We start from the raw sequence: 22,574 nt of genomic DNA on the forward strand, positions 1-22,574 counted from the left end.
TTCTATAACATTACGCTTTAACTGCAGATTGTACAGTTACATAGCTTTTTTTAGCACCTGGAACATTCCCTTTAACTAAAAGCAAGTTACGCTCTTCGTCAACACGAACGATTTCAAGATTTTGCATTGTGATTTGCTCTCCACCCATGCGGCCAGGAAGTAACTTCCCTTTAAATACGCGGTTTGGCGCTACAGGTCCCATTGAACCCGGGCGACGGTGGTAACGAGAACCGTGAGACATAGGTCCACGAGATTGGTTATGACGCTTAATCGCACCTTGGAAACCTTTCCCTTTTGACGTACCTGTTACGTCTACGATATCTCCTACTGCAAATGTTGTTACGTTAATCGCTTGACCAACTTCGATCTCATCAAGATTAACGTCACGGATTTCCTTAATGAAGCGCTTAGGAGCCGTTTCTGCTTTAGCAGCATGGCCTGTTTCTGGTTTGTTTGGTTTTTTCGCATCAGCAAAACCAATTTGAATTGCTTCATAGCCATCAGATTCTACTGATTTCTTCTGAAGAACAACGTTTGGCTCTGCTTCAATTACCGTTACTGGGATGACTTCACCGTTTTCGGCGAATACTTGTGTCATTCCAACTTTTCTACCTAAGATTCCTTTGGTCATCCGTTACACCTCCTACTATTAATTAATTTTATATGGGTCTTACAGTTTAATTTCAATGTCAACGCCAGACGGTAGATCTAAACGCATAAGTGCATCTACAGTTTGTGGTGTTGGATTAACGATGTCGATTAAACGCTTGTGCGTACGCATTTCAAACTGCTCACGAGAATCTTTATACTTGTGAACCGCACGAAGTACCGTATAGACAGACTTCTCAGTTGGAAGTGGAATCGGTCCTGATACACTAGCACCTGAACGTTTTGCCGTTTCAACAATCTTCTCTGCTGATTGATCTAATACGCGATGATCATACGCTTTTAAACGAATACGAATCTTTTGCTTTGCCATAATAGCCCTCCTTTATCGTCCATTTTTAAAATAGACATACTCCGTGGAAATTTCCTCACCCTCCCATGGCAAAGGGGCCGGGTGTGTCAGCAACCTTCCACATCATCGCTGTCAAACGTGTACATAACCGATACCCCATTATTTCATAGCTAAATATAAAATAATGCACCTATCGGGGCACACTTCTACTATTATATAGACTTCCGCCTAATATTGCAATACTTTCTTCAAAAAAATAAAAGAGGGTGATATGAACCACCCTCTTTTATCAATTATTACTTCTGAATTGTAGCTACAACGCCAGCGCCTACAGTACGGCCACCCTCACGGATTGAGAATTTAGTACCTTCTTCAATCGCGATAGGAGCGATAAGCTCAATTGTCATTTCGATGTTATCACCAGGCATAACCATTTCAGTACCTTCTGGTAATTGGCAGATACCAGTTACATCAGTTGTACGGAAATAGAATTGTGGACGATAGTTAGAGAAGAATGGAGTGTGACGTCCACCCTCTTCTTTTGAAAGAACATAAACTTCAGCTTTGAAGTTTGTGTGTGGAGTGATTGTGTTCGGCTTAGCAAGAACTTGACCACGTTGAATATCTTCACGTGCTACTCCACGAAGAAGAGCTCCAATGTTATCGCCAGCTTCAGCATAATCAAGAAGCTTACGGAACATCTCAACACCTGTAACAGTTGTTGATTTTTTCTCTTCGTTAATTCCAAGAATTTCGATTGTGTCACCAACATTAAGTTGACCACGCTCTACACGACCAGTTGCAACTGTTCCACGACCAGTGATTGAGAATACATCCTCAACTGGCATCATGAAAGGCTTATCTTTGTCGCGCTCTGGAGTTGGGATATACTCATCAACAGCGTTCATTAGCTCGATGATTTTTTCTTCCCACTCAGCATCTCCTTGAAGTGCTTTAAGAGCAGAACCTTGGATAACTGGAATGTCATCACCAGGGAAGTCATACTCAGAAAGAAGGTCGCGTACTTCCATTTCAACTAGTTCAAGTAGCTCTTCGTCATCTACCATGTCACATTTGTTCATGAATACAACAAGGTAAGGTACACCTACTTGACGTGAAAGAAGGATGTGCTCACGAGTTTGTGGCATTGGACCATCAGCAGCAGATACTACTAGGATTCCTCCGTCCATTTGTGCAGCACCAGTGATCATGTTTTTAACATAGTCAGCGTGACCTGGGCAGTCAACGTGAGCGTAGTGACGTGTGTCAGTTTCATACTCAACGTGAGAAGTTGAGATTGTGATTCCACGCTCGCGCTCTTCAGGAGCACCGTCAATTGCGTCAAATGCCATTGCTTGACCTTTACCAGAACGCTTAGCAAGTACAGTTGTAATTGCAGCAGTTAAAGTTGTTTTACCATGGTCAACGTGTCCAATTGTACCGATATTGGCATGTGTTTTGGAACGATCGAATTTTTCTTTAGCCATGATTCATTTCCTCCCTTAAATACGGTTATAGTTTATTAGGATAAGATAGACGGCTGATTATACAACCATTTTCTCTCCTAGCTTACAATATCTTATCATTCAAAACAACGAAGAACAATTAAGCTCCAGTTTGCTTTTTAATGATTTCTTCAGAAACACTCTTAGGTACTTCTTCATAGTGGTCGAAGAACATAGAATACGTTCCACGTCCTTGAGTACGTGAACGAAGGCTTGTTGCATATCCAAACATTTCAGCAAGTGGAACAAACGCTTTAACGATTTGTGCATTACCACGAGCTTCCATACCTTCAACACGGCCACGACGAGCTGTTACATCGCCCATAATGTCACCCATGTATTCTTCTGGGATAACAATTTCTACTTTCATCAATGGTTCAAGTAGTACTGGAGCACATTTTGATTTAGCGTTTTTAAGTGCCATTGAAGCGGCAATTTTAAAGGCCATCTCAGATGAATCGACGTCATGGTAAGAACCATCGTAAAGTTTCGCTTTAAGGTCAATTACTGGGTAACCAGCAATCATACCATTATCAAGCGCTTCTTCAATTCCAGCTTCTACAGAGGAGATGTATTCACGAGGAACAGCACCACCAACAACAGCGTTTTCGAACTCAAAGCCTGCGCCCTCTTCGTTAGGAGAAAACTCAACCCAAACGTGTCCGAACTGACCGCGTCCACCAGATTGACGTACAAATTTACCTTCAACTTTAGCAGACTGACGAATTGTTTCGCGGTAAGAAACTTGTGGAGCACCCACATTGGCTTCTACTTTAAACTCACGTTTCATACGATCTACAAGGATATCAAGGTGAAGTTCACCCATACCTCCGATAATCGTTTGTCCCGTTTCTTCATCTGTATGCGTTTTGAAAGTCGGATCTTCCTCTGCTAATTTAGCAAGAGCAATACCCATTTTATCTTGGTCTGCTTTTGATTTAGGTTCAACAGACAAGTGAATAACTGGTTCTGGGAACTGCATGGATTCTAAGATTACAAGGCTCTTTTCATCACATAGAGTATCTCCAGTCGTAGTATCTTTTAATCCAACTGCAGCAGCAATATCACCAGAGTAAACCGTTGAGATTTCCTCACGTGAATTGGCGTGCATTTGCAAGATACGACCTACACGTTCACGCTTGTCCTTCGTTGCGTTACGCACGTAAGAACCAGAGTTAAGTGTACCAGAGTAAACACGGAAGAATGTAAGTTTCCCTACAAATGGATCCGTCATTACTTTAAAGGCAAGTGCTGAGAACGGCTGATCATCACCAGGCTCACGCGTTACTTCTTCTTCCGTGTCAGGAACATGACCACGAATAGCCGCAACGTCAAGTGGAGATGGTAGATAAGCAAGAACCGCATCTAATAGAGCTTGAACACCTTTATTTTTAAAGGCAGAACCACAAATTACAGGATAAAACTCAACGTTACAAGTTCCTTGACGGATTGCAGCTTTAAGTTCTTCCTTCGATAATTCTTCACCTTCAAGATATTTCATCATTAATTCTTCATCAAGCTCTGCCACGGCTTCCACAAGGGATTCACGAAGCTTTTCAGCTTGCTCTTTATATTCAGCAGGGATTTCCGTTACTTCCCAATCTTGCCCAAGGTCATCTTTTGAGATGTGAGCGTCCATTTCGATTAAATCAATGAATCCAGTGAATTCATCTTCAGCACCGATTGGTAATTGAATTGGGTGCGCGTTTGCTTGTAAGCGATCGCGTAACGTTCCTACTGAATACATGAAGTCTGCACCTGTTTTATCCATTTTGTTAACGAATACGATACGAGGTACACCATATGTTGTTGCTTGACGCCATACTGTCTCTGTTTGCGGTTCAACGCCCGATTGTGCATCTAGTACCGCTACAGCCCCATCAAGTACACGTAAAGAACGTTCAACTTCAACCGTAAAGTCTACGTGTCCAGGAGTATCAATAATGTTGATACGGTGGTCTTTCCATTGAGCTGTTGTTGCAGCAGATGTGATTGTAATACCACGCTCTTGCTCTTGCTCCATCCAGTCCATTTGAGAAGCACCTTCGTGTGTTTCACCAATCTTATGCACACGACCTGTGTAGAATAAAATACGTTCAGTTGCCGTCGTTTTACCGGCATCAATGTGAGCCATGATGCCGATATTACGCGTATCTTTTAAGGAGAATTCTCTTGCCATAGGTTCGTTCTCCTTTCTCAATTAGATATTCAATAATCCTACCAGCGGTAATGAGCAAATGCTTTATTTGCTTCCGCCATTTTATGCGTATCTTCACGTTTCTTAACTGCAGAACCAGTGTTGTTTGCTGCATCAAGAATTTCGTTAGCAAGACGTTCTTCCATTGTCTTTTCGCCACGAAGACGTGAGTAGTTTACTAACCAACGTAAACCAAGAGTCGTACGACGATCTGGTTTTACTTCGATTGGTACTTGATAGTTCGAACCACCAACGCGACGTGCTTTAACTTCAAGCACAGGCATGATGTTCTTCAAAGCTTGATCGAAGACTTCCATTGGGTCATTTCCACTACGTTGTTTTACTAGATCAAACGCATTATACAAAATTGTTTGAGCTGTTCCACGCTTCCCGTCAACCATAATACGGTTAATGAGGCGGGTTACAAGCTTGGAATTATAAATTGGATCAGGTAATACGTCACGACGTGTAACAGGACCTTTACGAGGCATGAGTCCCCCTCCTTTCAACGTTATCCATTATAGGATTTATTATTTTTTCTCTTTTGGTCTTTTTGTTCCATATTTAGAACGACCTTGCATACGGTTTTGTACACCAGCAGTATCAAGTGCACCACGTACGATATGGTAACGAACCCCCGGTAAATCTTTTACTCGACCGCCACGGATAAGAACAACGCTGTGCTCTTGTAAGTTGTGGCCGATTCCTGGGATATATGCAGTTACCTCAATAGAGTTAGTCAAACGTACACGAGCATATTTACGAAGAGCCGAGTTCGGTTTCTTCGGAGTCATTGTACCAACACGAGTACAAACACCGCGCTTCTGTGGAGAAGACACATTTGTTTGAGCTTTTTTGAAGCTGTTATACCCTTTGTTAAGCGCTGGTGAATCAGACTTTTTCACTTTGTCTACGCGACCTTTACGAATTAACTGATTAATAGTAGGCATGTTTTTAGTTCCTCCCTTCCGGATTTTTAAGACCACTGATCCAGGTGGTTCATGTTTAGGCAAAAGAATAGTTTGTTAAGCTCTGCAAGCTAAACAAATTCTTTATTTCCTTAACGCCACAGTGGCTGCGCCGACTTCAATTCCACATGCTTTTCCAAGCCGCTTCATCGATTCGACATACACGACCGTAACATCTGTATGCTTCGCAACTTCAAGCGCTTCCTGCGTTATTCGCAGATCAGCGTCCTCTGCCACGTATAGCTCTTTCACTAGACGAGCGTGTAATGCTTTAAGTGTCTGTTTCTTTCCGATAATCGGATTCATTGCCTGTTCTACTTTTTCATAAGACATATTCCATCCTCCAAAGCAACAGGGTCTCAGGCACACTTTGATATAGTATCACCGTAAGATAGGCTGTGTCAACAGCCTATCTCGGTGAAAATAAATTTTATTCTTGAACGAGCATTTCTTCAGGAACCGTTACTTCTTCCGGCTTTGCTTTCTCATCATGCTCTGAATGAATTCCTAGGTTTTTATAACGCTGAAGTCCAGTACCTGCTGGAACCAACTTACCTATGATAACATTCTCTTTCAAGCCGAGTAATTCATCTCTTTTTCCTTTAATCGCAGCATCGGTAAGAACACGAGTTGTTTCTTGGAACGATGCAGCTGATAAGAAGGAATCCGTCTCAAGCGATGCTTTAGTAATTCCGAGCAGCACAGGACGACCAGTAGCAGGACGTGTATTGTCCACCAATACTTTGCTGTTCGCGTCGTTGAATTTCTGAATCTCAATAAGTGAACCAGGTAGAACACCTGTATCACCTGCATCAACCACACGAATTTTACGAAGCATTTGACGAACCATTACCTCTACGTGTTTATCGCCAATTTCTACCCCTTGTAGACGGTATACTTTTTGTACTTCACGTAGGAGGTATTCTTGAACGCCACCCATACCCGTTACTTTTAATAATTCTTTTGGATCAATTGAACCTTCAGTGAGCGTGTCACCTGCGATTAACTTATCACCAACAACAACTTTTAAACGGGAGCCATACGGAATCGCATAGTTTTTCGTTTCAAGCGCATTTTGGATTGTGACCTCACGCTTATCGCCATCCTTAACATCAATAACTTCACCATCAATTTCTGTGATTGTCGCTTGACCTTTCGGATTACGAGCTTCAAACAATTCTTGGATACGCGGAAGACCTTGCGTGATGTCATCTCCGGCAACCCCACCTGTGTGGAATGTACGCATTGTAAGCTGTGTTCCTGGCTCACCAATTGATTGCGCAGCGATAATTCCAACTGCTTCACCAACTTCAACGTCGGTACCCGTAGCAAGGTTACGTCCGTAACAAGACTTACAAACACCATGACGTGTGTTACAAGTAAAGACAGAGCGAATTGTAACTTCTTCAACACCTGCGTCAACGATTTGTTTTGAAATATCCTCATCCATCAATTCACCACGACGAATGAGTACATCATTTGTTTCTGGATGACGCACCGTCTTAAACGCTACGCGTCCAACAAGACGATCATAAAGATTTTCAATCGTTTCAGTACCTTCTTTAATTGCTGCAACTTCTAGACCACGATCCGTTCCACAATCCGTTTCACGAACAATAACATCCTGGGCTACATCAACTAAACGACGAGTTAGGTAACCTGAATCGGCTGTTTTAAGAGCTGTATCGGCAAGACCTTTACGAGCACCGTGTGTAGAGATAAAGTATTCAAGTACTGTTAGCCCCTCGCGGAAACTAGATTTGATTGGAAGTTCGATAATACGTCCAGATGGGTTAGCCATTAGACCACGCATACCCGCAAGCTGCGTAAAGTTTGAGGCGTTACCACGAGCACCGGAATCACTCATCATAAAGATTGGATTGCGCTCATCAAGCGTACCCATTAACTTACTTTGAATCACGTCTTTCGCTTCACTCCAAATAGAAATGACACGATCATAACGCTCTTCTTCAGTAATTAAACCACGACGGAATTGCTTAACGATGCGGTCTACTTTCTTATCGGCATCTTCAAGAATTTCCTTTTTCTCAGAAAGTACAACGATATCGGAAACCCCTACCGTAATACCCGCTTTCGTTGAATACGTAAAGCCAAGGTCTTTCATGCGGTCAAGCATTTTGGATGTCTCGGTAATTTTAAATTTCTTAAACACCTCAGAAATAACGTTACCAAGGAAACCTTTCTTAAATGGAGCCACGATCGGCCGTTCTTTAAATAAAGCCTTAACATCCGTGCTGCTTGGAACCATATATTTGTCTGGCGTTTCTACTTCAAGATTTGTGTTTGTTGGTTCATTCATATAAGGGAATGAATCTGGCATAATTTCATTAAATAGCAATTTCCCTACTGTTGTTAATAGAAGCAGGTTTTGTTGCTCTTCCTTAAATGTCGGCTTATTCAATGAATGAACTGGAACCGCAACACGTGTATGAAGGTGAACATAACCATTCTGATAAGCAATTAATGCTTCATTCATATCTTTGAAAACAGAGCCTTCACCACGAGCATTTGCATTTTCCATCGTTAAATAATAGTTACCAAGAACCATATCTTGTGATGGAGTAACAACTGGCTTACCGTCTTTGGGATTTAGGATGTTTTGTGCAGCTAGCATTAAAATACGTGCTTCTGCTTGAGCTTCAGCGGATAAAGGTACGTGTACAGCCATTTGGTCACCATCAAAGTCGGCATTATAAGCCGTACAAACGAGTGGGTGAAGCTTAATCGCGCGACCTTCAACTAAAATCGGTTCAAACGCTTGGATTCCAAGACGGTGAAGAGTTGGCGCACGGTTCAGTAGCACTGGATGCTCGCGAATGACTTCTTCAAGGACATCCCACACTTCTGGCTGAACGCGTTCTACTTTTCTCTTCGCACTTTTTATGTTGTGAGCAAGCCCTTTTGAGACAAGTTCTTTCATAACGAAAGGCTTGAATAATTCAAGCGCCATTTCCTTAGGGAGTCCACATTGGTACATTTTTAAGTTAGGACCTACAACGATAACTGAACGACCAGAATAGTCAACACGTTTACCTAGTAGATTCTGACGAAAACGTCCTTGTTTCCCTTTTAACATGTGAGAAAGAGACTTTAATGGACGGTTACCTGGTCCTGTAACTGGACGACCACGACGACCGTTATCAATTAACGCATCAACCGCTTCTTGTAGCATCCGCTTTTCATTTTGAACAATGATATTCGGTGCACCAAGATCAAGTAAACGTTTCAAGCGATTGTTTCTGTTAATCACACGACGGTATAAATCATTCAAGTCAGAAGTTGCGAAACGTCCACCATCTAATTGCACCATTGGACGCAGCTCTGGCGGAATGACTGGTAATACATCAAGCACCATCCATGATGGCCCATTTCCAGAATTACGGAAGGCTTCAAGAACTTCTAATCGCTTAATCGCACGTGTTCTTCTTTGTCCCTGAGCTGTCTCCAACTCTTCTTTTAAAGCATTTACTTCTTTTGGTAAATCAATATCTGCTAAGAGTTTGCGAATCGCTTCAGCACCCATAGATGCTGTGAATGTGCGACCATACTTATCGTAATAAGCACGGTACTCTTTTTCAGATAAGAGTTGCTTCTTTTCTAACGGCGTATCACCAGGTTCAGTCACTACGTAAGAAGCAAAATAAATCACTTCTTCTAATGAACGAGGAGACATATCTAGCACAAGCCCCATCCGGCTCGGAATTCCTTTAAAGTACCAAATATGCGATACAGGTGCCGCTAGTTCAATGTGCCCCATACGCTCACGGCGCACTTTTGCACGTGTAACTTCAACGCCACAACGATCACAGACAACGCCTTTATAGCGAACGCGCTTATACTTTCCACAATGACATTCCCAGTCTTTTTGTGGTCCGAAAATACGCTCACAAAACAAACCGTCTTTCTCCGGCTTTAATGTACGGTAATTAATTGTCTCTGGTTTTTTTACCTCTCCACGAGACCAAGAACGAATCTTGTTTGGTGAAGCCAAACCAATTTTCATGTATTCAAAGTTATTTACATCGATCAAGGGGCCAACCTCCCTTAAAATTTACACCCTAGTGACACTTCATAAATACGATCTTAAGACGGATAAGGGGAAGAAACGCAGGCTTCTCCCCTTAACCATTTAAGCTTGTGATTCGTTCGTTTCCAAATTCAGATTTAATTTCTCTGATGTTTGGTCATCTTCATCATCTAGTTCACGCATTTCAATCTCTTCTTCGTTACTTGAAAGCATCTTAACGTCCATTCCGAGAGATTGAAGCTCTTTAATTAATACCTTAAACGATTCTGGCACTCCAGGCTCAGGAACATTTTCACCTTTGACAATCGCTTCGTATGTTTTCACACGACCAACCACGTCATCGGATTTAACGGTCAAAATTTCTTGAAGCGTGTAAGCAGCGCCATAGGCTTCTAGAGCCCAAACTTCCATCTCACCAAAACGCTGTCCACCAAATTGCGCTTTACCACCAAGCGGCTGTTGCGTAACGAGTGAATACGGTCCAGTTGAACGAGCGTGAAGTTTGTCATCTACCATGTGCGCCAGTTTAATCATATACATAATCCCGACTGAGACACGGTTATCAAACGCTTCACCTGTACGTCCATCATAGAGAATAGTCTTACCATCACGAGCCATACCTGCTTCATCAAGCGTTCCCCAAACATCTTCCTCGCGCGCACCATCAAATACAGGTGAGGCAACGTGGATACCTAGCTTACGAGCAGCCATTCCGAGATGGAGCTCAAGCACTTGTCCGATGTTCATACGTGAAGGTACACCTAGTGGGTTAAGCATGATGTCAATTGGTGTTCCGTCTGGCATATAAGGCATATCTTCTTCAGGAAGAATCCGCGAAATAACACCTTTGTTCCCGTGACGACCGGCCATCTTATCGCCTTGGTTAATCTTACGCTTTTGCACAATGTATACTCGCACAAGCTGATTAACTCCAGGAGGTAATTCATCCCCGTCTTCACGATTAAAGATCTTAACGTCAAGAACAATTCCATCTCCACCATGAGGAGCACGAAGAGAGGTATCACGAACTTCACGAGCTTTTTCACCAAAGATAGCGTGTAGCAAGCGTTCTTCAGCGGTTAATTCCGTTACACCTTTAGGCGTTACTTTACCAACTAAAATATCGCCGTCTTTCACTTCAGCACCAGTCCGAATGATTCCACGCTCATCTAGGTTACGTAAGGCATCTTCCCCTACGTTTGGAATGTCACGAGTAATCTCTTCTGGCCCTAGCTTTGTATCACGAGCATCTGATTCATATTCTTCAATATGAATAGATGTATACACATCATCTTTTACAAGGCGTTCACTAAGGATAATTGCATCCTCATAGTTATAGCCTTCCCAAGTCATAAAACCAACAAGCACATTACGACCTAGTGCCATCTCGCCCTGCTCCATTGAAGGTCCGTCAGCAAGAATTTCTCGTTTATCAACCATATCACCTTCACGAACGATCGGGCGTTGGTTGTAGCTTGTGCCCTGGTTGGAGCGCACAAATTTTTGTAGGCGGTATTTATCTAAATCGCCTTTTGTTTCTTTTCCATCTACTTCTTCGATGCGGCGCACCCAAATTTCTTTAGCAGTTACGCGCTCAACCTCACCCGGGAATTTAGATACAACAGCAGCACCTGAGTCCTTCGCAGACATATGCTCCATTCCAGTCCCAACAAGCGGAGCTTCAGGAACAAGTAATGGTACAGCTTGACGTTGCATGTTCGCTCCCATTAGGGCACGGTTGGAGTCATCGTTTTCCAAGAATGGAATACAAGACGTTGCGGCAGATACAACTTGTTTAGGCGATACATCCATATAGTCAATACGCTCAAATGGAACAACGGTATTTTCACCACGAAAACGAGCTATGATGTTTGAATCAATAAATGAGCCATCATCGGCTAGCTTTGCATTTGCTTGGGCAACAACATAGTTATCTTCTTCATCCGCCGTTAAGTAATCAATTCGAGCGGTCACCTTACCCGTTTCAGGATCAACGCGACGGTATGGTGTCTCCATAAAACCAAATTCATTTACTTTTGCATAAGAAGATAAGGAGTTGATCAAACCAATGTTTGGTCCCTCAGGTGTTTCAATTGGACACATACGACCATAGTGGGAGTAGTGAACATCTCGAACTTCCATTCCAGCACGCTCACGCGTTAAACCACCTGGTCCAAGCGCTGATAAACGACGCTTGTGCGTTAACTCTGCAAGCGGGTTTGTTTGGTCCATGAACTGTGACAACTGTGAACTACCAAAGAACTCTTTAATTGATGCTATTACTGGACGTATATTAATCAAAGCTTGTGGTGTAATAACGTTTGGATCTTGAATTGACATACGCTCTCGAACGACACGCTCCATACGGGACAAACCAATTCTAAACTGATTTTGTAGCAACTCCCCTACAGAACGAAGACGACGGTTTCCGAGGTGATCAATATCATCTGTGTCGCCAACACCATGTAATAAGTTAAAGAAATAGCTGATTGAAGCAATGATATCTGAAGCAGCAATATGCTTGACATCACGCTCTACCATACCGTTACCAATTACAGAAATAACGCGCTCTTCATCGTAATCATCAGCGGCATAAATTCGAATTGATTGAATATCAACATCAGACTCTTCTAATACTCCACCAGAAGTACGAGCAGTGCGGAATCCAACATTTTTTTCAAGATGAGGAATGAGCTTATCTAACGTACGACGATCAAGTAACGTACCTTCCTCAGCCAGTACTTCACCAGTCTCGGGATCAACCAATTTCTCTGCTAAGCGTTGGTTGAAAAGACGATTTTTGATATGAAGTTTTTTGTTGATTTTATAGCGACCAACATTCGCTAAATCATAGCGTTTTGGATCAAAAAAGCGAGATTCAAGTAAACTTTTCGCATTTTCAACTGTCGGTGGCTCACCAGGACGCAGACGTTCGTAAATTTCAAGCAACGCTTTGTCTGTTGAATCTGTATTATCTTTTTCAAGAGTTGTACGTAAATACTCATTTTCCCCTAAGAGGTCAATGATTTCTTGATCAGATCCAAAGCCCAAGGCACGCAAAAGAACAGACACAGGAATTTTTCGTGTACGGTCAATTCGAACATACACAATATCTTTCGCATCCGTTTCAAGTTCGAGCCATGCGCCTCGATTCGGAATTACTGTAGCCGTAAAGCCTTTCTTTCCATTCTTATCAAGCTTTTGGCTATAGTAAACACTCGGCGAACGAACAAGCTGTGAAACAATTACTCGCTCTGCCCCGTTAATGACAAACGTTCCCGTTTCAGTCATTAGAGGGAAATCACCCATAAAGACTTCTTGTTCTTTTACTTCGCCTGTTTCTTTGTTAATGAGACGCACCTTAACTCTAAGTGGCGCTGCAAACGTAACATCACGTTCTTTAGACTCATCAACAGGATACTTTGGTTCTCCTAGACTGTAATCAATAAACTCTAAAACTAAATTGCCCGTAAAGTCTTGGATCGGAGAAATATCTTGAAACATTTCTCTTAAACCCTCATCAAGAAACCATTGGTAAGAAGCTGTCTGAATCTCAATTAAGTTTGGCAGTTCCAGCACTTCATTAATTCGCGCATAGCTTCTCCGTTGGCGGTGACGTCCATACTGAATTAGTTGACCTGTCAACTGATTCACCCCTTAAATCTCGCATTATAGTATCTAAATAGCAACCATTTGTTCATGCTTACACGAACAAATAGATCAATCCTTTTGTCTCTTTTTCATTTCATAAAAAACATGTTAGACTATACAAAATGAAAAAAAAGCTTTATAGTATGAAAATCAGAAACCTTTTTTCATATACAATACGCATTGTATTAGCTTAACCAAAAATGAACCGTTTCAATCACTGAGCTTACTCTCATGAATTTGGAAACGGCAATTTAGGCAGTTATACGCATTAAATAATAATATCATAACCCAAAAAACTAGTCAATTTTTTTGTGCCGAAAAAATAAAGTACCCTTTGTTCTTCTCTATTAATTCAACGTTCGCTACCCCAAAAAGCTCTTCCAACTTCTGTCTCGTAGACGGAGCACCTTGCTTCTTTTGAATAACAACAAACAATATTCCCTTTGATAGCAAATGTTTGTACGCACTTTCATAGATACCATGAACAACCGATTTCCCCGCGCGTATTGGAGGGTTAGTTACCACCATCGCAAACAGTTCTTGCTCATTTAACTCTAGCATACCAGTTTCCATAAAACGAACTTCTGCATTCTCAACGCCATTTTTTTGAGCGTTTTTTTCTGCTAGTTCACAGGCGCGCTCATTTACATCAATCATAACAACTTTGCGTTCTGGATTTGTCTTCCCGAGGGCTAATCCAATCGGCCCATACCCACAACCAACATCTAGTATGGCTCCTTGCACTTTAGGTAGATCAATTGATTCGATTAAAAGCTTACTACCAAAATCGACTTCATTTTTCGAAAAAACACCTCGATCTGTTATAAAAGAAAAACGCTCGCCTTTCAGCTGATATGCCCACGTTCTTTCATCACTCTCTGATGTCGGTTTATTTGTATAATAGTGATCAGACAAAACCGTCACCCCCCTATTTTAATGGGAAAAGAAGGTCCGCAGACTCTAGTCCACGGACCTTCTTATTAAGTTAAGTCGTTATTACTTAACTTCTACGCTAGCGCCTGCTTCTTCAAGCTTGCCTTTGATTTCTTCAGCATCTTCTTTAGAAACGCCTTCTTTGATTGGAGCTGGAGCACCATCAACAAGTGCTTTCGCTTCTTTAAGTCCAAGGCCAGTGATTTCACGAACCACTTTGATTACGCCGATTTTAGAAGAACCAGCAGATGCAAGAACTACATCAAATTCAGTTTGCTCAGCTGCCGCTTCGCCACCGCCTGCTGCTACTGCTACTGGAGCTGCTGCAGTTACACCAAACTCCTCTTCGATTGCTTTAACAAGGTCATTCAGTTCAAGAACTGTCATTTCTTTGATCGCTTCAATGATTTGATCTTTACTCATTATAAATCCTCCTAATTCAATTATGAAATATAGTTTATATTGCTAACTTACGCGCCTTGCTCTTCTTTTTGATCGGCAACTGCTTTTGTAGCAATTGCAAATCCACGAACTGGTGCTTGAAGTACGTTTGCAAGCATAGAAAGTAAACCTTCGCGAGATGGAAGTTCAGCCAATGCTTTTACTTCATCCGCACTTGCAATATTTCCTTCGATTACACCCGTTTTGATTTCAAGCGCTTCGTTCTTTTTCGCAAATTCGTTAAGGACCTTTGCAGGAGCAATAACGTCCTCAGCGCCAAATGCAATAGCAGTTGGACCTACAAGATGCTCGTCTAATCCAGTTAAACCAGCTTCTGCTGTCGCACGGCGAACAAGAGTATTTTTGTAGACTTTATATTCAACACCAGCTTCACGTAGTTGCTTACGCAATTCAGTGACCTGTGCTACATTAAGTCCACGGTAATCAACAACTACTGTTGATTTGCTCTCTTTAAGCTTAGATGCGATTTCAGATACAACTTGTTGTTTTTGCTCTAGTACTTTGCTCATCGTTACACCTCCTGTACAACTAATTGCACACCGATCGGCTCCATATAGAAAACCCTCACGTTAGACACGCGAGGGCACTGTACTCTAAGAATGTTAGAGATCTATCTGCTCACCTCGGTAGGTTATTTAAGCGAAAAACGCACCTACTGTCTACGGTATGACTATTTAATTACCATTGAATAGTTTAGCTTATATTAAGATAAGTGTCAACTATTACTTAGCGAAAGCTGAAGTGACCACACGAACGCCAGGTCCCATCGTTGATGCTACAGCAATGTTACGTACATACGTACCTTTTGCAGCGGATGGTTTTACTTTATGGAGAGTTTCAATAATTGTCTTGAAGTTCTCAAGTAACTTTCCAGACTCAAATGAAACCTTTCCAATTGGCACGTGAATATTACCGGATTTATCAACACGGTATTCCACTTTACCAGCTTTGATTTCTTCAACAGCTTTTGTTACATCAAATGTAACTGTCCCTGTTTTCGGGTTAGGCATTAGACCTTTTGGTCCAAGCACACGTCCAAGACGACCAACTTGTGCCATCATATCAGGAGTTGCAACAATTACATCGAAGTCAAACCAACCTTGGTTGATTTTGTTGATTAGATCATCTTCACCAACGAAATCAGCTCCAGCTGCTTCTGCTTCTTTTGCTTTATCCCCTTTTGCAAATACAAGCACACGTTGTGTTTTACCAGTACCGTGCGGAAGCACGACTGCACCACGGATTTGTTGATCTGCTTTTTTAGGGTCAACGCCAAGACGAACAGCTACTTCAACTGATTCATCGAACTTAGCGATAGATGTTTTCTTTACTAACTCAAGTGCTTCTTCTGCTTGGTATGCCGCATCACGGTCAACAAGTTTAAGAGCATCTACATACTTCTTACCTTTTTTTGCCATTCTATTTCCTCCTCGTATGTGGTATTAACGGATAGTCCTCCCACTATTTGAAAGGTTGCAACCCAAGAGTGAGCGCAACCCTTCAGCAAACGAACCAATTAGTCTTCGATCACAATACCCATGCTGCGGGCAGTACCTTCAACCATAAGCATTGCTGCTTCAACAGAAGCGGCATTTAAATCTGGCATCTTCGTTTCAGCGATTTCGCGTACTTTATCGCGCTTAACCGTTGCAACTTTAGTACGGTTTGGCTCACCAGAACCTGATTCGATTCCTGCTGCTTTCTTCAAAAGAACTGCAGCTGGTGGCGTTTTTGTGATGAATGTAAACGAACGGTCTTCAAATACAGTGATTTCAACTGGAATGATTAGACCCGCTTGGTCAGATGTACGAGCGTTAAACTCTTTACAGAATCCCATGATATTAACACCTGCTTGACCAAGTGCTGGTCCAACTGGTGGTGCCGGATTGGCTTTACCTGCTGGGATTTGTAGTTTTACCATTTTAATTACCTTTTTAGCCACGTGACATACCTCCTTAAGTCCGTGATGTGGTTAGCCGGATATGTCAAATTCATACCCTCCCACTCAAAAAGACGGATGCCGTTGCATCCGACTTACATAGTATTCATGAATACTAAACATCAAGATTCTATCACCAAAAACCCTTGAACGCAAGTTTTTTTAAGAAATCTTTTCAACTTGTCCAAATTCAAGCTCAATCGGTGTTTCTCTTCCAAACATATTCACATGAACTTTAAGCTTTTGTTTTTCAATTTGAATCTCTTCAATTGTTCCAACAAAATCAGCAAATGGTCCAGATTTCACTTTAACAGATTCTTTAATTTCAAAATCAACTTCTACATGAAGCTCCGTCACACCCATTTGTTTCAGAATCCGGTCAACTTCATCAGGCATTAACGCAGTTGGCTTTGAACCAGCACCTGCCGATCCAACAAATCCAGTTACCCCTGGTGTATTACGAACAACATACCAAGAGTCATCTGTCATAATCATTTCAACTAATACATAACCTGGAAACACTTTACGTGTTATCTGCTTCGTCTTTCCATTCTTTGTCTCTGTCTCTTCTTCAACTGGAACAAGGACACGAAAGATATGGTCCATCATTTCCATTGACTCTACGCGTTTTTCAAGGTTTGCTTTTACTTTATTTTCATACCCAGAATACGTGTGTACAACAAACCAGTTTTTTTCCATTATTCAGGACTGTTGTCCTTCCCTCCTTTTATCTATCAACAAGCTCTAACCCTGTAAAAAGCGCAATAAGAATGAAATACCTTCATCCACTAAAAAGAAAAACGCCACCATAATAGCAAGAGTTGCTAATACGACCAATGTATACCTCGTCAGTTCTTTTCTAGTCGGCCATGTAACACGCTTCATTTCTTTTCCTACATCTTGCAGAAAAGAAACAGGGCCTTTTTTATCGTTAGCCATGTGAATCCATACACCTCCACCAGTCCACTATATCGAAAAAGAAACGCCTCTTAAAGACGTTTAATCCATTTTATTAGAAGTGAATATTGCGTTTCTCACTTTGTTTCTGAATGTATCGTATGTTCATTGCATCGTTTACAATATTTTTTTACTTCAAGTCGGGCGTCACTTATTTTTTCCGTAGAATATGAGTAATTTCTTGAATGACACAGTTCACAAGCGAGTATTCGCTTTAGACTCATATGCACACCTCCGTACTTTACACATACTCTTTGACTCTAGCACAGCTGTATAGTAGTGTCAATCCAACCATAAGAAACAAAGGACCAGGCTATTGCCCCGCCCTTGCTTAAAAGATGACGCTTTTTAATTCAACGTACCGTTCCAGCTTTCGTTTTACACGCTGCAAAGCATTATCAATAGATTTTACATGCCTTTTTAGATCCATTGATATTTCTTGATACGTCCGTCCATCTAGATAAAGCATTAATACTTGACGCTCTAACTCACTGAGGATTTCACTCATCTTACCTTCAATATAAGAAAACTCCTCACGATTAATTAACAGCGCTTCAGGGTCTGTTACCTTATTTCCACAGATCACATCCATTAACGTTCGGTCTGATTCCTCGTCATATAATGGCTTGTCCAAAGAAACATAGGAATTAAGCGGAATATGCTTTTGCCTTGTAGCGGTTTTAATTGCAGTAATAATTTGTCTGGTAATGCACAGCTCTGCAAATGCTTTGAAAGAAGCTAGCTTGTCCCCATTAAAATCTCTTACCGCTTTGTACAAACCAATCATACCCTCTTGAACAATATCTTCGTGATCAGCACCAATAAGAAAATACGACCTTGCTTTTGCTCGTACAAAGTTACGATACTTTCCAATCAAATGCTCCAATGCCAACGTATTACCGGTTCGAACTGCATAAATTAGTGAATCGTCTTCCCAATCATCAAACTGATTTTCTCTAAACGTTAATGTTTCACCTACTAGACCTGCACCCAAACGAATCACTCCTCGCGATTACGTAGACATAATTGTGTGAAAAGTTACTCACATTATATAGCACACTTTTCCAGCAGGTCAACCACTCATTTATCTCCTCGACGCCATTTTTCAAAAATTTCAGCAACTTCCTCTGATAACTTAATTTTCGACGATTGTTGCGCATTTCGAGTTTTTTGCACCAATTTGTCGATTTTCCTTGAAGCGATACTTGTCTCAATTAATAATTCGTTTGCCGACTTCCTTAAAGCACCGTTACCAAATACAAGAGATTGTTCTGCCATATCAGAAGTGGCTACATGAATTGTACGGTCGATGCGCTTTAATTCGATAACAAGTTTTTCAATCCGTTCATCCGCAGTTTCACTTTTCTTCGTATAAAGGACTTCCACACGATGTGTATCGTAAGTCTTTCCAATTCCTTGCACCATGTGCGCGTCAAAGACCACTTTTACTCCATATCCTGTATACGCTGCATATTCGGCAAGCATATCTACTAGCTTGTCTCTTGCTAACCCAAGGTCCGTGTCCTTTAGCTTTTGCAGCTCTGGCCAAGCACCAATCATGTTATAGCCATCAACCAGCAGAATGTTTGTCATCCTAACTCGACCTACTTCTCTTTCTAAACACCTCATACATTAATAAACTTGCTGCTACTGAAGCATTAAGAGAAGTCACTCTCCCTTGCATCGGGATGCTTACAAGAAAATCACATTTTTCTTTTATTAAACGAGTAATGCCCTTCCCTTCACTACCAATTACTAAAGCGACTGGCATATCATAAGCTGTTTCTGTATACTCTTCATTTCCTTTCGCATCAGTACCAACAAACCATAAACCACGCTTCTTTAGCTCGTCCATTGTTCTAGCTAAATTGGTCACTCGCGCAACAGGGATATATTCGATTGCACCCGTTGATGCTTTTGCTACTGTTTGCGTTAACCCGACCGATCTTCTTTTAGGGATAATAATTCCATGAGCACCTGCAGCATCGGCTGTTCTCATGATTGAACCTAAATTATGTGGATCTTCCAGCTCGTCTAGCACTAAAAAGAAAGGTTGCTCATTTGCTTCTTCTGCTTGCTTAAATAAGTCATCAATTGATGCGTACTCGTAGGCGGCAATTGAAGCAACAACTCCTTGGTGATTGCTATGACCAACAAGCTGATCCAATTTCCGCTTTGGAGCTGTTTGAATTAAAACGTTCTTCTCTTTTGCAAGTTGAATTAACTTTGTCATATTCCCTTTTTGAGACTGATCGCCAATCCACAATTTATGGATTTCGTGACCCGCTTTAATTGCTTCCATTATTGGATTTTTACCAACAATAAATTCTCCTGTATCTTTCTCTTGCCTTTCAGAATGATCTACTTTGCGATCTCTACTTCTTTCTGGTCTCTTACTCATCTTACGTCTCTTCCCCTTTCGTATGTATTAATAATACAGCCTTGTTCATAATTGTTTCGAGTCGTTCATTTTCTTTCGTAATAAATAAATAGCCAATCAATGCTTCGAACCCTGTTGAATTTCGATATGTCGTCATATCTGTATTCTTGGGCACGCTATTTGATTTCGCATTACGTCCTCTACGAACAACCGCTTGCTCCGCTTCTGATAAAAATTCTTGTTGGTATAGCTCATGTAAGATATAAGCTTGTGCCTTAGCAGATACATAGTTCGTTGCGGTTTTGTGTAGTTTATTTGGCTTAACCGCCCCTTGTTTTAACAGCTCATACCTTACATGCTTTTCAAAAACAGCATCGCCCATGTAAGCTAGGGCGAGGCCGTTTAATTGACGCCAATCCATCTCAGACTTCATCATTACCCTCTTTTCCAGCGAACGCCTTGCGCAGTATCTTCGAGGATAATGTTTTGTTCTTTTAATAACTCTCTTATTTCATCAGCACGCGCAAAATTGCGTTCTTTCCTTGCGGTGTTACGTTCTTCTATTAATTGATCAATATCTTCATCCAATAAGGCTTTTTCTTCATGAAAATCAACACCAAGAACCGTTCCAACTTCATCAAAAAGTTCAATAAACGCTTGTAATACTTGTTTTGAGGTTTGCGTTTCCCGCAAATATACATTGGCTTCTTTCGCCAAATCGAACATCACACTAATGCCATTGGCGCTGTTAAAATCATCATCCATTTCTTCAATAAATCGCTCTTTATACTGGTTTACTTTCTCTAACCAACCTTCTGAGTCACCGAGATCTGCCGTTTCACCCAGTCGATGAGATAAATTTGCCACTGCATTTTTTATACGATCAAGCCCTGCTTGCGCGCCAACTAATAGCTCATCACTAAAATTGATCGGAGTGCGATAATGTGCCATTAACATAAAGAACCGCACAACTTCTGGAGGATATTGCTGAATAATGTCATGAGCAAGAACAAAGTTCCCAAGGGATTTCGACATTTTCTCATTATTTATATTAACAAACCCATTATGCATCCAATAATTTGCCAATTTTCGACCTGTCAAGGCTTCTGACTGGGCAATCTCATTCTCATGATGAGGAAAGGCTAAGTCTTTTCCTCCTGCATGAATATCAATTGTATCGCCCATATTTTTTTTAATCATTGCAGAACATTCAATATGCCAGCCTGGACGACCTTGCCCCCATGGACTTTTCCAAGCAATCTCATTCGGCTTCGCTGCTTTCCAAAGAACAAAATCAACCGCATCCTCTTTCCGATCATCTACATCAATTCGTGCACCACTTCTGAGATCATCAAGAGATTGACCAGACAACTTCCCATATCCATCAAATTTTCTTGTGCGGAAATAAACGTCTCCACCTGATTCATAGGCAAACCCTTTTTGCTCAAGCTTTACAATAAAATCAATAATATCATCCATTGTTTCTGTTACTTTTGGATGCAGATCAGCTTGAGTCACATTTAGGGCTGCTGTATCGGAATGATAGGCTTCAATAAAGCGCTCGGCAACTTCAAACACTTCTTCTCCAAGTTCTTGGGCAGCACGAATGATCTTATCATCTACATCGGTAAAGTTAGAGACAAATTGAACGTCGTAGCCTCTGAAGGCAAGATAGCGCCTAACCATATCGTACACAATCGGTGGTCTAGCATTTCCGATATGAATATAGTTATAAACAGTCGGCCCGCAGCAGTACATTGTAACTTTACCTTCTTCAATCGGGGTAAATTCTTCCTTTTTATTCGTTAAACTATTATAGATTTTAACCATACATGTACGTCCTTTCTATATTCACGCAGTTAACTAATCGTTTTAAATTAATCTGCTGTACCACTTTTTTCAGCCAATCGTTCACACTCATTTTTCAAACGAGCAATTTCTGTTTCCATAGCCGTAATGCTATCAGCAATCGGATCAGGTAGGGAGTGGTCAAGAGAATGAGCAGATGCCACTTTCTTGCCATTTCGAACAACCACTTTTCCTGGTATACCTACTACGGTGGAATAAGGAGGAACTTCGTTTAAGACAACTGAACCTGCTCCGATACGTGCATGCTCACCAATTGTAAAAGACCCGAGTACCTTGGCACCTGTTGCAATTAATGCCCCGTCTTTAACGGTAGGGTGGCGCTTTCCCTTCTCTTTTCCCGTTCCACCTAACGTTACGCCTTGAAAAATGGTAACATTATCACCAATTTCACACGTCTCGCCAATTACGACACCCATTCCGTGGTCAATAAATAGCCTTTCACCAATCTTAGCACCTGGATGAATTTCTATTCCTGTTAAAAATCGAATAAATTGCGATAACAAGCGCGCTAGAAAAAAGCAACCTCGCTTCCATAAAGCATGGGAAATTCGATGTCCCCACACGGCATGAACACCCGAGTACGTAAAGATAACCTCGAATCGATTTCGAGCCGCCGGATCTTGGTCAAATACAACATCGATATCATTTAGTAATGTTCGGAATAAACTCATTTAAGACACCTCCCTCATAACCTGAAATTAAAAAAC

The 22,574-nt window shown here is 41.4% G+C and carries 23 protein-coding genes and 1 other annotated feature; all 23 genes read right to left on the reverse strand.

Going from position 1 to position 22,574, the window contains the following annotated elements:
• Positions 1 to 10 precede the first annotated feature (10 nt).
• The 23 genes from rplC to cysE all read right to left on the reverse strand — a co-directional run bounded on the left by rplC (position 11) and on the right by cysE (position 22,538).
• Positions 11 to 631 carry a 50S ribosomal protein L3 gene (gene rplC, locus JOC54_RS20340; protein WP_035421307.1) on the reverse strand — a complete coding sequence of 207 codons (621 nt, stop codon included), beginning with the start codon at positions 629 to 631 and terminating at the stop codon, positions 11 to 13.
• 39 nt (positions 632 to 670) lie between these two features.
• On the reverse strand, positions 671 to 979 hold the full coding sequence (gene rpsJ / locus JOC54_RS20345; protein ID WP_035345210.1) for a 30S ribosomal protein S10: 309 nt from the start codon (positions 977 to 979) through the stop codon (positions 671 to 673).
• 275 nt (positions 980 to 1,254) lie between these two features.
• The gene (tuf, locus tag JOC54_RS20350) at positions 1,255 to 2,445 is read right to left on the reverse strand and encodes an elongation factor Tu (RefSeq protein ID WP_035421305.1); all 1,191 of its coding nucleotides are present in this window, start codon (positions 2,443 to 2,445) and stop codon (positions 1,255 to 1,257) included.
• Positions 2,446 to 2,563: 118 nt separating this feature from the next.
• Positions 2,564 to 4,642 (reverse strand): elongation factor G, encoded by a 2,079-nt coding sequence (gene fusA / locus JOC54_RS20355; protein WP_035421302.1) that lies wholly within the window; start codon positions 4,640 to 4,642, stop codon positions 2,564 to 2,566.
• Positions 4,643 to 4,680: 38 nt separating this feature from the next.
• Positions 4,681 to 5,151: a 30S ribosomal protein S7 gene (gene rpsG / locus JOC54_RS20360; protein ID WP_035421300.1), complete on the reverse strand. Its 471-nt coding sequence runs from the start codon at positions 5,149 to 5,151 to the stop codon at positions 4,681 to 4,683.
• A 39-nt stretch (positions 5,152 to 5,190) separates the two neighbouring features.
• Positions 5,191 to 5,610, reverse strand: a complete 420-nt coding sequence (gene rpsL / locus JOC54_RS20365; RefSeq protein ID WP_035421298.1) for a 30S ribosomal protein S12 — start codon at positions 5,608 to 5,610, stop codon at positions 5,191 to 5,193.
• A gap of 102 nt (positions 5,611 to 5,712) precedes the next feature.
• Positions 5,713 to 5,961, reverse strand: a complete 249-nt coding sequence (locus tag JOC54_RS20370) for a 50S ribosomal protein L7ae-like protein (RefSeq protein ID WP_204468765.1) — start codon at positions 5,959 to 5,961, stop codon at positions 5,713 to 5,715.
• A 97-nt stretch (positions 5,962 to 6,058) separates the two neighbouring features.
• A complete protein-coding gene (rpoC, locus tag JOC54_RS20375; protein ID WP_204468767.1) occupies positions 6,059 to 9,679 on the reverse strand; it encodes a DNA-directed RNA polymerase subunit beta' in 3,621 nt (1,206 codons plus the stop codon).
• A gap of 99 nt (positions 9,680 to 9,778) precedes the next feature.
• Positions 9,779 to 13,321, reverse strand: a complete 3,543-nt coding sequence (gene rpoB / locus JOC54_RS20380) for a DNA-directed RNA polymerase subunit beta (RefSeq protein ID WP_204468770.1) — start codon at positions 13,319 to 13,321, stop codon at positions 9,779 to 9,781.
• Positions 13,322 to 13,627: 306 nt separating this feature from the next.
• Positions 13,628 to 14,251 carry a class I SAM-dependent methyltransferase gene (locus JOC54_RS20385; RefSeq protein WP_367617842.1) on the reverse strand — a complete coding sequence of 208 codons (624 nt, stop codon included), beginning with the start codon at positions 14,249 to 14,251 and terminating at the stop codon, positions 13,628 to 13,630.
• A gap of 72 nt (positions 14,252 to 14,323) precedes the next feature.
• On the reverse strand, positions 14,324 to 14,683 hold the full coding sequence (gene rplL, locus JOC54_RS20390; protein ID WP_035421293.1) for a 50S ribosomal protein L7/L12: 360 nt from the start codon (positions 14,681 to 14,683) through the stop codon (positions 14,324 to 14,326).
• Between the two features lie 47 nt (positions 14,684 to 14,730).
• A complete protein-coding gene (gene rplJ / locus JOC54_RS20395; protein WP_035421292.1) occupies positions 14,731 to 15,231 on the reverse strand; it encodes a 50S ribosomal protein L10 in 501 nt (166 codons plus the stop codon).
• A gap of 36 nt (positions 15,232 to 15,267) precedes the next feature.
• Positions 15,268 to 15,405: a sequence feature (ribosomal protein L10 leader region), on the reverse strand.
• A gap of 39 nt (positions 15,406 to 15,444) precedes the next feature.
• Positions 15,445 to 16,140, reverse strand: coding sequence for a 50S ribosomal protein L1 (gene rplA, locus JOC54_RS20400; RefSeq protein WP_035421290.1), 696 nt, complete (start codon positions 16,138 to 16,140; stop codon positions 15,445 to 15,447).
• 98 nt (positions 16,141 to 16,238) lie between these two features.
• Positions 16,239 to 16,664, reverse strand: coding sequence for a 50S ribosomal protein L11 (gene rplK, locus JOC54_RS20405; protein ID WP_035421288.1), 426 nt, complete (start codon positions 16,662 to 16,664; stop codon positions 16,239 to 16,241).
• A gap of 159 nt (positions 16,665 to 16,823) precedes the next feature.
• A complete protein-coding gene (gene nusG / locus JOC54_RS20410; RefSeq protein ID WP_035441575.1) occupies positions 16,824 to 17,360 on the reverse strand; it encodes a transcription termination/antitermination protein NusG in 537 nt (178 codons plus the stop codon).
• 45 nt (positions 17,361 to 17,405) lie between these two features.
• Positions 17,406 to 17,600: a preprotein translocase subunit SecE gene (gene secE / locus JOC54_RS20415; protein ID WP_035421286.1), complete on the reverse strand. Its 195-nt coding sequence runs from the start codon at positions 17,598 to 17,600 to the stop codon at positions 17,406 to 17,408.
• Positions 17,601 to 17,695: 95 nt separating this feature from the next.
• Complete coding sequence (rpmG, locus tag JOC54_RS20420; RefSeq protein ID WP_081761147.1) at positions 17,696 to 17,842, reverse strand: 50S ribosomal protein L33; 147 nt, start codon at positions 17,840 to 17,842, stop codon at positions 17,696 to 17,698.
• 107 nt (positions 17,843 to 17,949) lie between these two features.
• A complete protein-coding gene (gene sigH, locus JOC54_RS20425) occupies positions 17,950 to 18,612 on the reverse strand; it encodes an RNA polymerase sporulation sigma factor SigH (RefSeq protein ID WP_035421284.1) in 663 nt (220 codons plus the stop codon).
• Between the two features lie 86 nt (positions 18,613 to 18,698).
• Positions 18,699 to 19,211 (reverse strand): NYN domain-containing protein, encoded by a 513-nt coding sequence (locus tag JOC54_RS20430; RefSeq protein WP_035421282.1) that lies wholly within the window; start codon positions 19,209 to 19,211, stop codon positions 18,699 to 18,701.
• Between the two features lies 1 nt (position 19,212).
• A complete protein-coding gene (rlmB, locus tag JOC54_RS20435) occupies positions 19,213 to 20,019 on the reverse strand; it encodes a 23S rRNA (guanosine(2251)-2'-O)-methyltransferase RlmB (RefSeq protein WP_081761146.1) in 807 nt (268 codons plus the stop codon).
• A gap of 1 nt (position 20,020) precedes the next feature.
• On the reverse strand, positions 20,021 to 20,434 hold the full coding sequence (locus JOC54_RS20440; protein ID WP_204468774.1) for a Mini-ribonuclease 3: 414 nt from the start codon (positions 20,432 to 20,434) through the stop codon (positions 20,021 to 20,023).
• Complete coding sequence (gene cysS / locus JOC54_RS20445; protein ID WP_204468776.1) at positions 20,434 to 21,828, reverse strand: cysteine--tRNA ligase; 1,395 nt, start codon at positions 21,826 to 21,828, stop codon at positions 20,434 to 20,436. Before cysS ends, JOC54_RS20440 begins: the two co-directional genes overlap by 1 nt.
• Positions 21,829 to 21,875: 47 nt before the next feature.
• On the reverse strand, positions 21,876 to 22,538 hold the full coding sequence (gene cysE / locus JOC54_RS20450; RefSeq protein WP_204468778.1) for a serine O-acetyltransferase: 663 nt from the start codon (positions 22,536 to 22,538) through the stop codon (positions 21,876 to 21,878).
• Positions 22,539 to 22,574 lie beyond the last annotated feature (36 nt).

Source organism: Shouchella xiaoxiensis (assembly GCF_016907895.1).
GTDB lineage: Bacteria > Bacillota > Bacilli > Bacillales > Bacillaceae_D > Shouchella > Shouchella xiaoxiensis.

Coding starts and splice junctions, on each gene's coding strand:
- rplC (WP_035421307.1), bottom strand. CDS start 631: ATGACCAAAGGAATCTTAGGTAGAAAAGTTGGAATGACACAAGTATTC.
- rpsJ (WP_035345210.1), bottom strand. CDS start 979: ATGGCAAAGCAAAAGATTCGTATTCGTTTAAAAGCGTATGATCATCGC.
- tuf (WP_035421305.1), bottom strand. CDS start 2,445: ATGGCTAAAGAAAAATTCGATCGTTCCAAAACACATGCCAATATCGGT.
- fusA (WP_035421302.1), bottom strand. CDS start 4,642: ATGGCAAGAGAATTCTCCTTAAAAGATACGCGTAATATCGGCATCATG.
- rpsG (WP_035421300.1), bottom strand. CDS start 5,151: ATGCCTCGTAAAGGTCCTGTTACACGTCGTGACGTATTACCTGATCCA.
- rpsL (WP_035421298.1), bottom strand. CDS start 5,610: ATGCCTACTATTAATCAGTTAATTCGTAAAGGTCGCGTAGACAAAGTG.
- JOC54_RS20370 (WP_204468765.1), bottom strand. CDS start 5,961: ATGTCTTATGAAAAAGTAGAACAGGCAATGAATCCGATTATCGGAAAG.
- rplL (WP_035421293.1), bottom strand. CDS start 14,683: ATGAGTAAAGATCAAATCATTGAAGCGATCAAAGAAATGACAGTTCTT.
- rplJ (WP_035421292.1), bottom strand. CDS start 15,231: ATGAGCAAAGTACTAGAGCAAAAACAACAAGTTGTATCTGAAATCGCA.
- rplA (WP_035421290.1), bottom strand. CDS start 16,140: ATGGCAAAAAAAGGTAAGAAGTATGTAGATGCTCTTAAACTTGTTGAC.
- nusG (WP_035441575.1), bottom strand. CDS start 17,360: ATGGAAAAAAACTGGTTTGTTGTACACACGTATTCTGGGTATGAAAAT.
- secE (WP_035421286.1), bottom strand. CDS start 17,600: ATGGCTAACGATAAAAAAGGCCCTGTTTCTTTTCTGCAAGATGTAGGA.
- rpmG (WP_081761147.1), bottom strand. CDS start 17,842: ATGAGTCTAAAGCGAATACTCGCTTGTGAACTGTGTCATTCAAGAAAT.
- JOC54_RS20430 (WP_035421282.1), bottom strand. CDS start 19,211: ATGACAAACATTCTGCTGGTTGATGGCTATAACATGATTGGTGCTTGG.
- rlmB (WP_081761146.1), bottom strand. CDS start 20,019: ATGAGTAAGAGACCAGAAAGAAGTAGAGATCGCAAAGTAGATCATTCT.
- JOC54_RS20440 (WP_204468774.1), bottom strand. CDS start 20,434: ATGATGAAGTCTGAGATGGATTGGCGTCAATTAAACGGCCTCGCCCTA.
- cysS (WP_204468776.1), bottom strand. CDS start 21,828: ATGGTTAAAATCTATAATAGTTTAACGAATAAAAAGGAAGAATTTACC.
- cysE (WP_204468778.1), bottom strand. CDS start 22,538: ATGAGTTTATTCCGAACATTACTAAATGATATCGATGTTGTATTTGAC.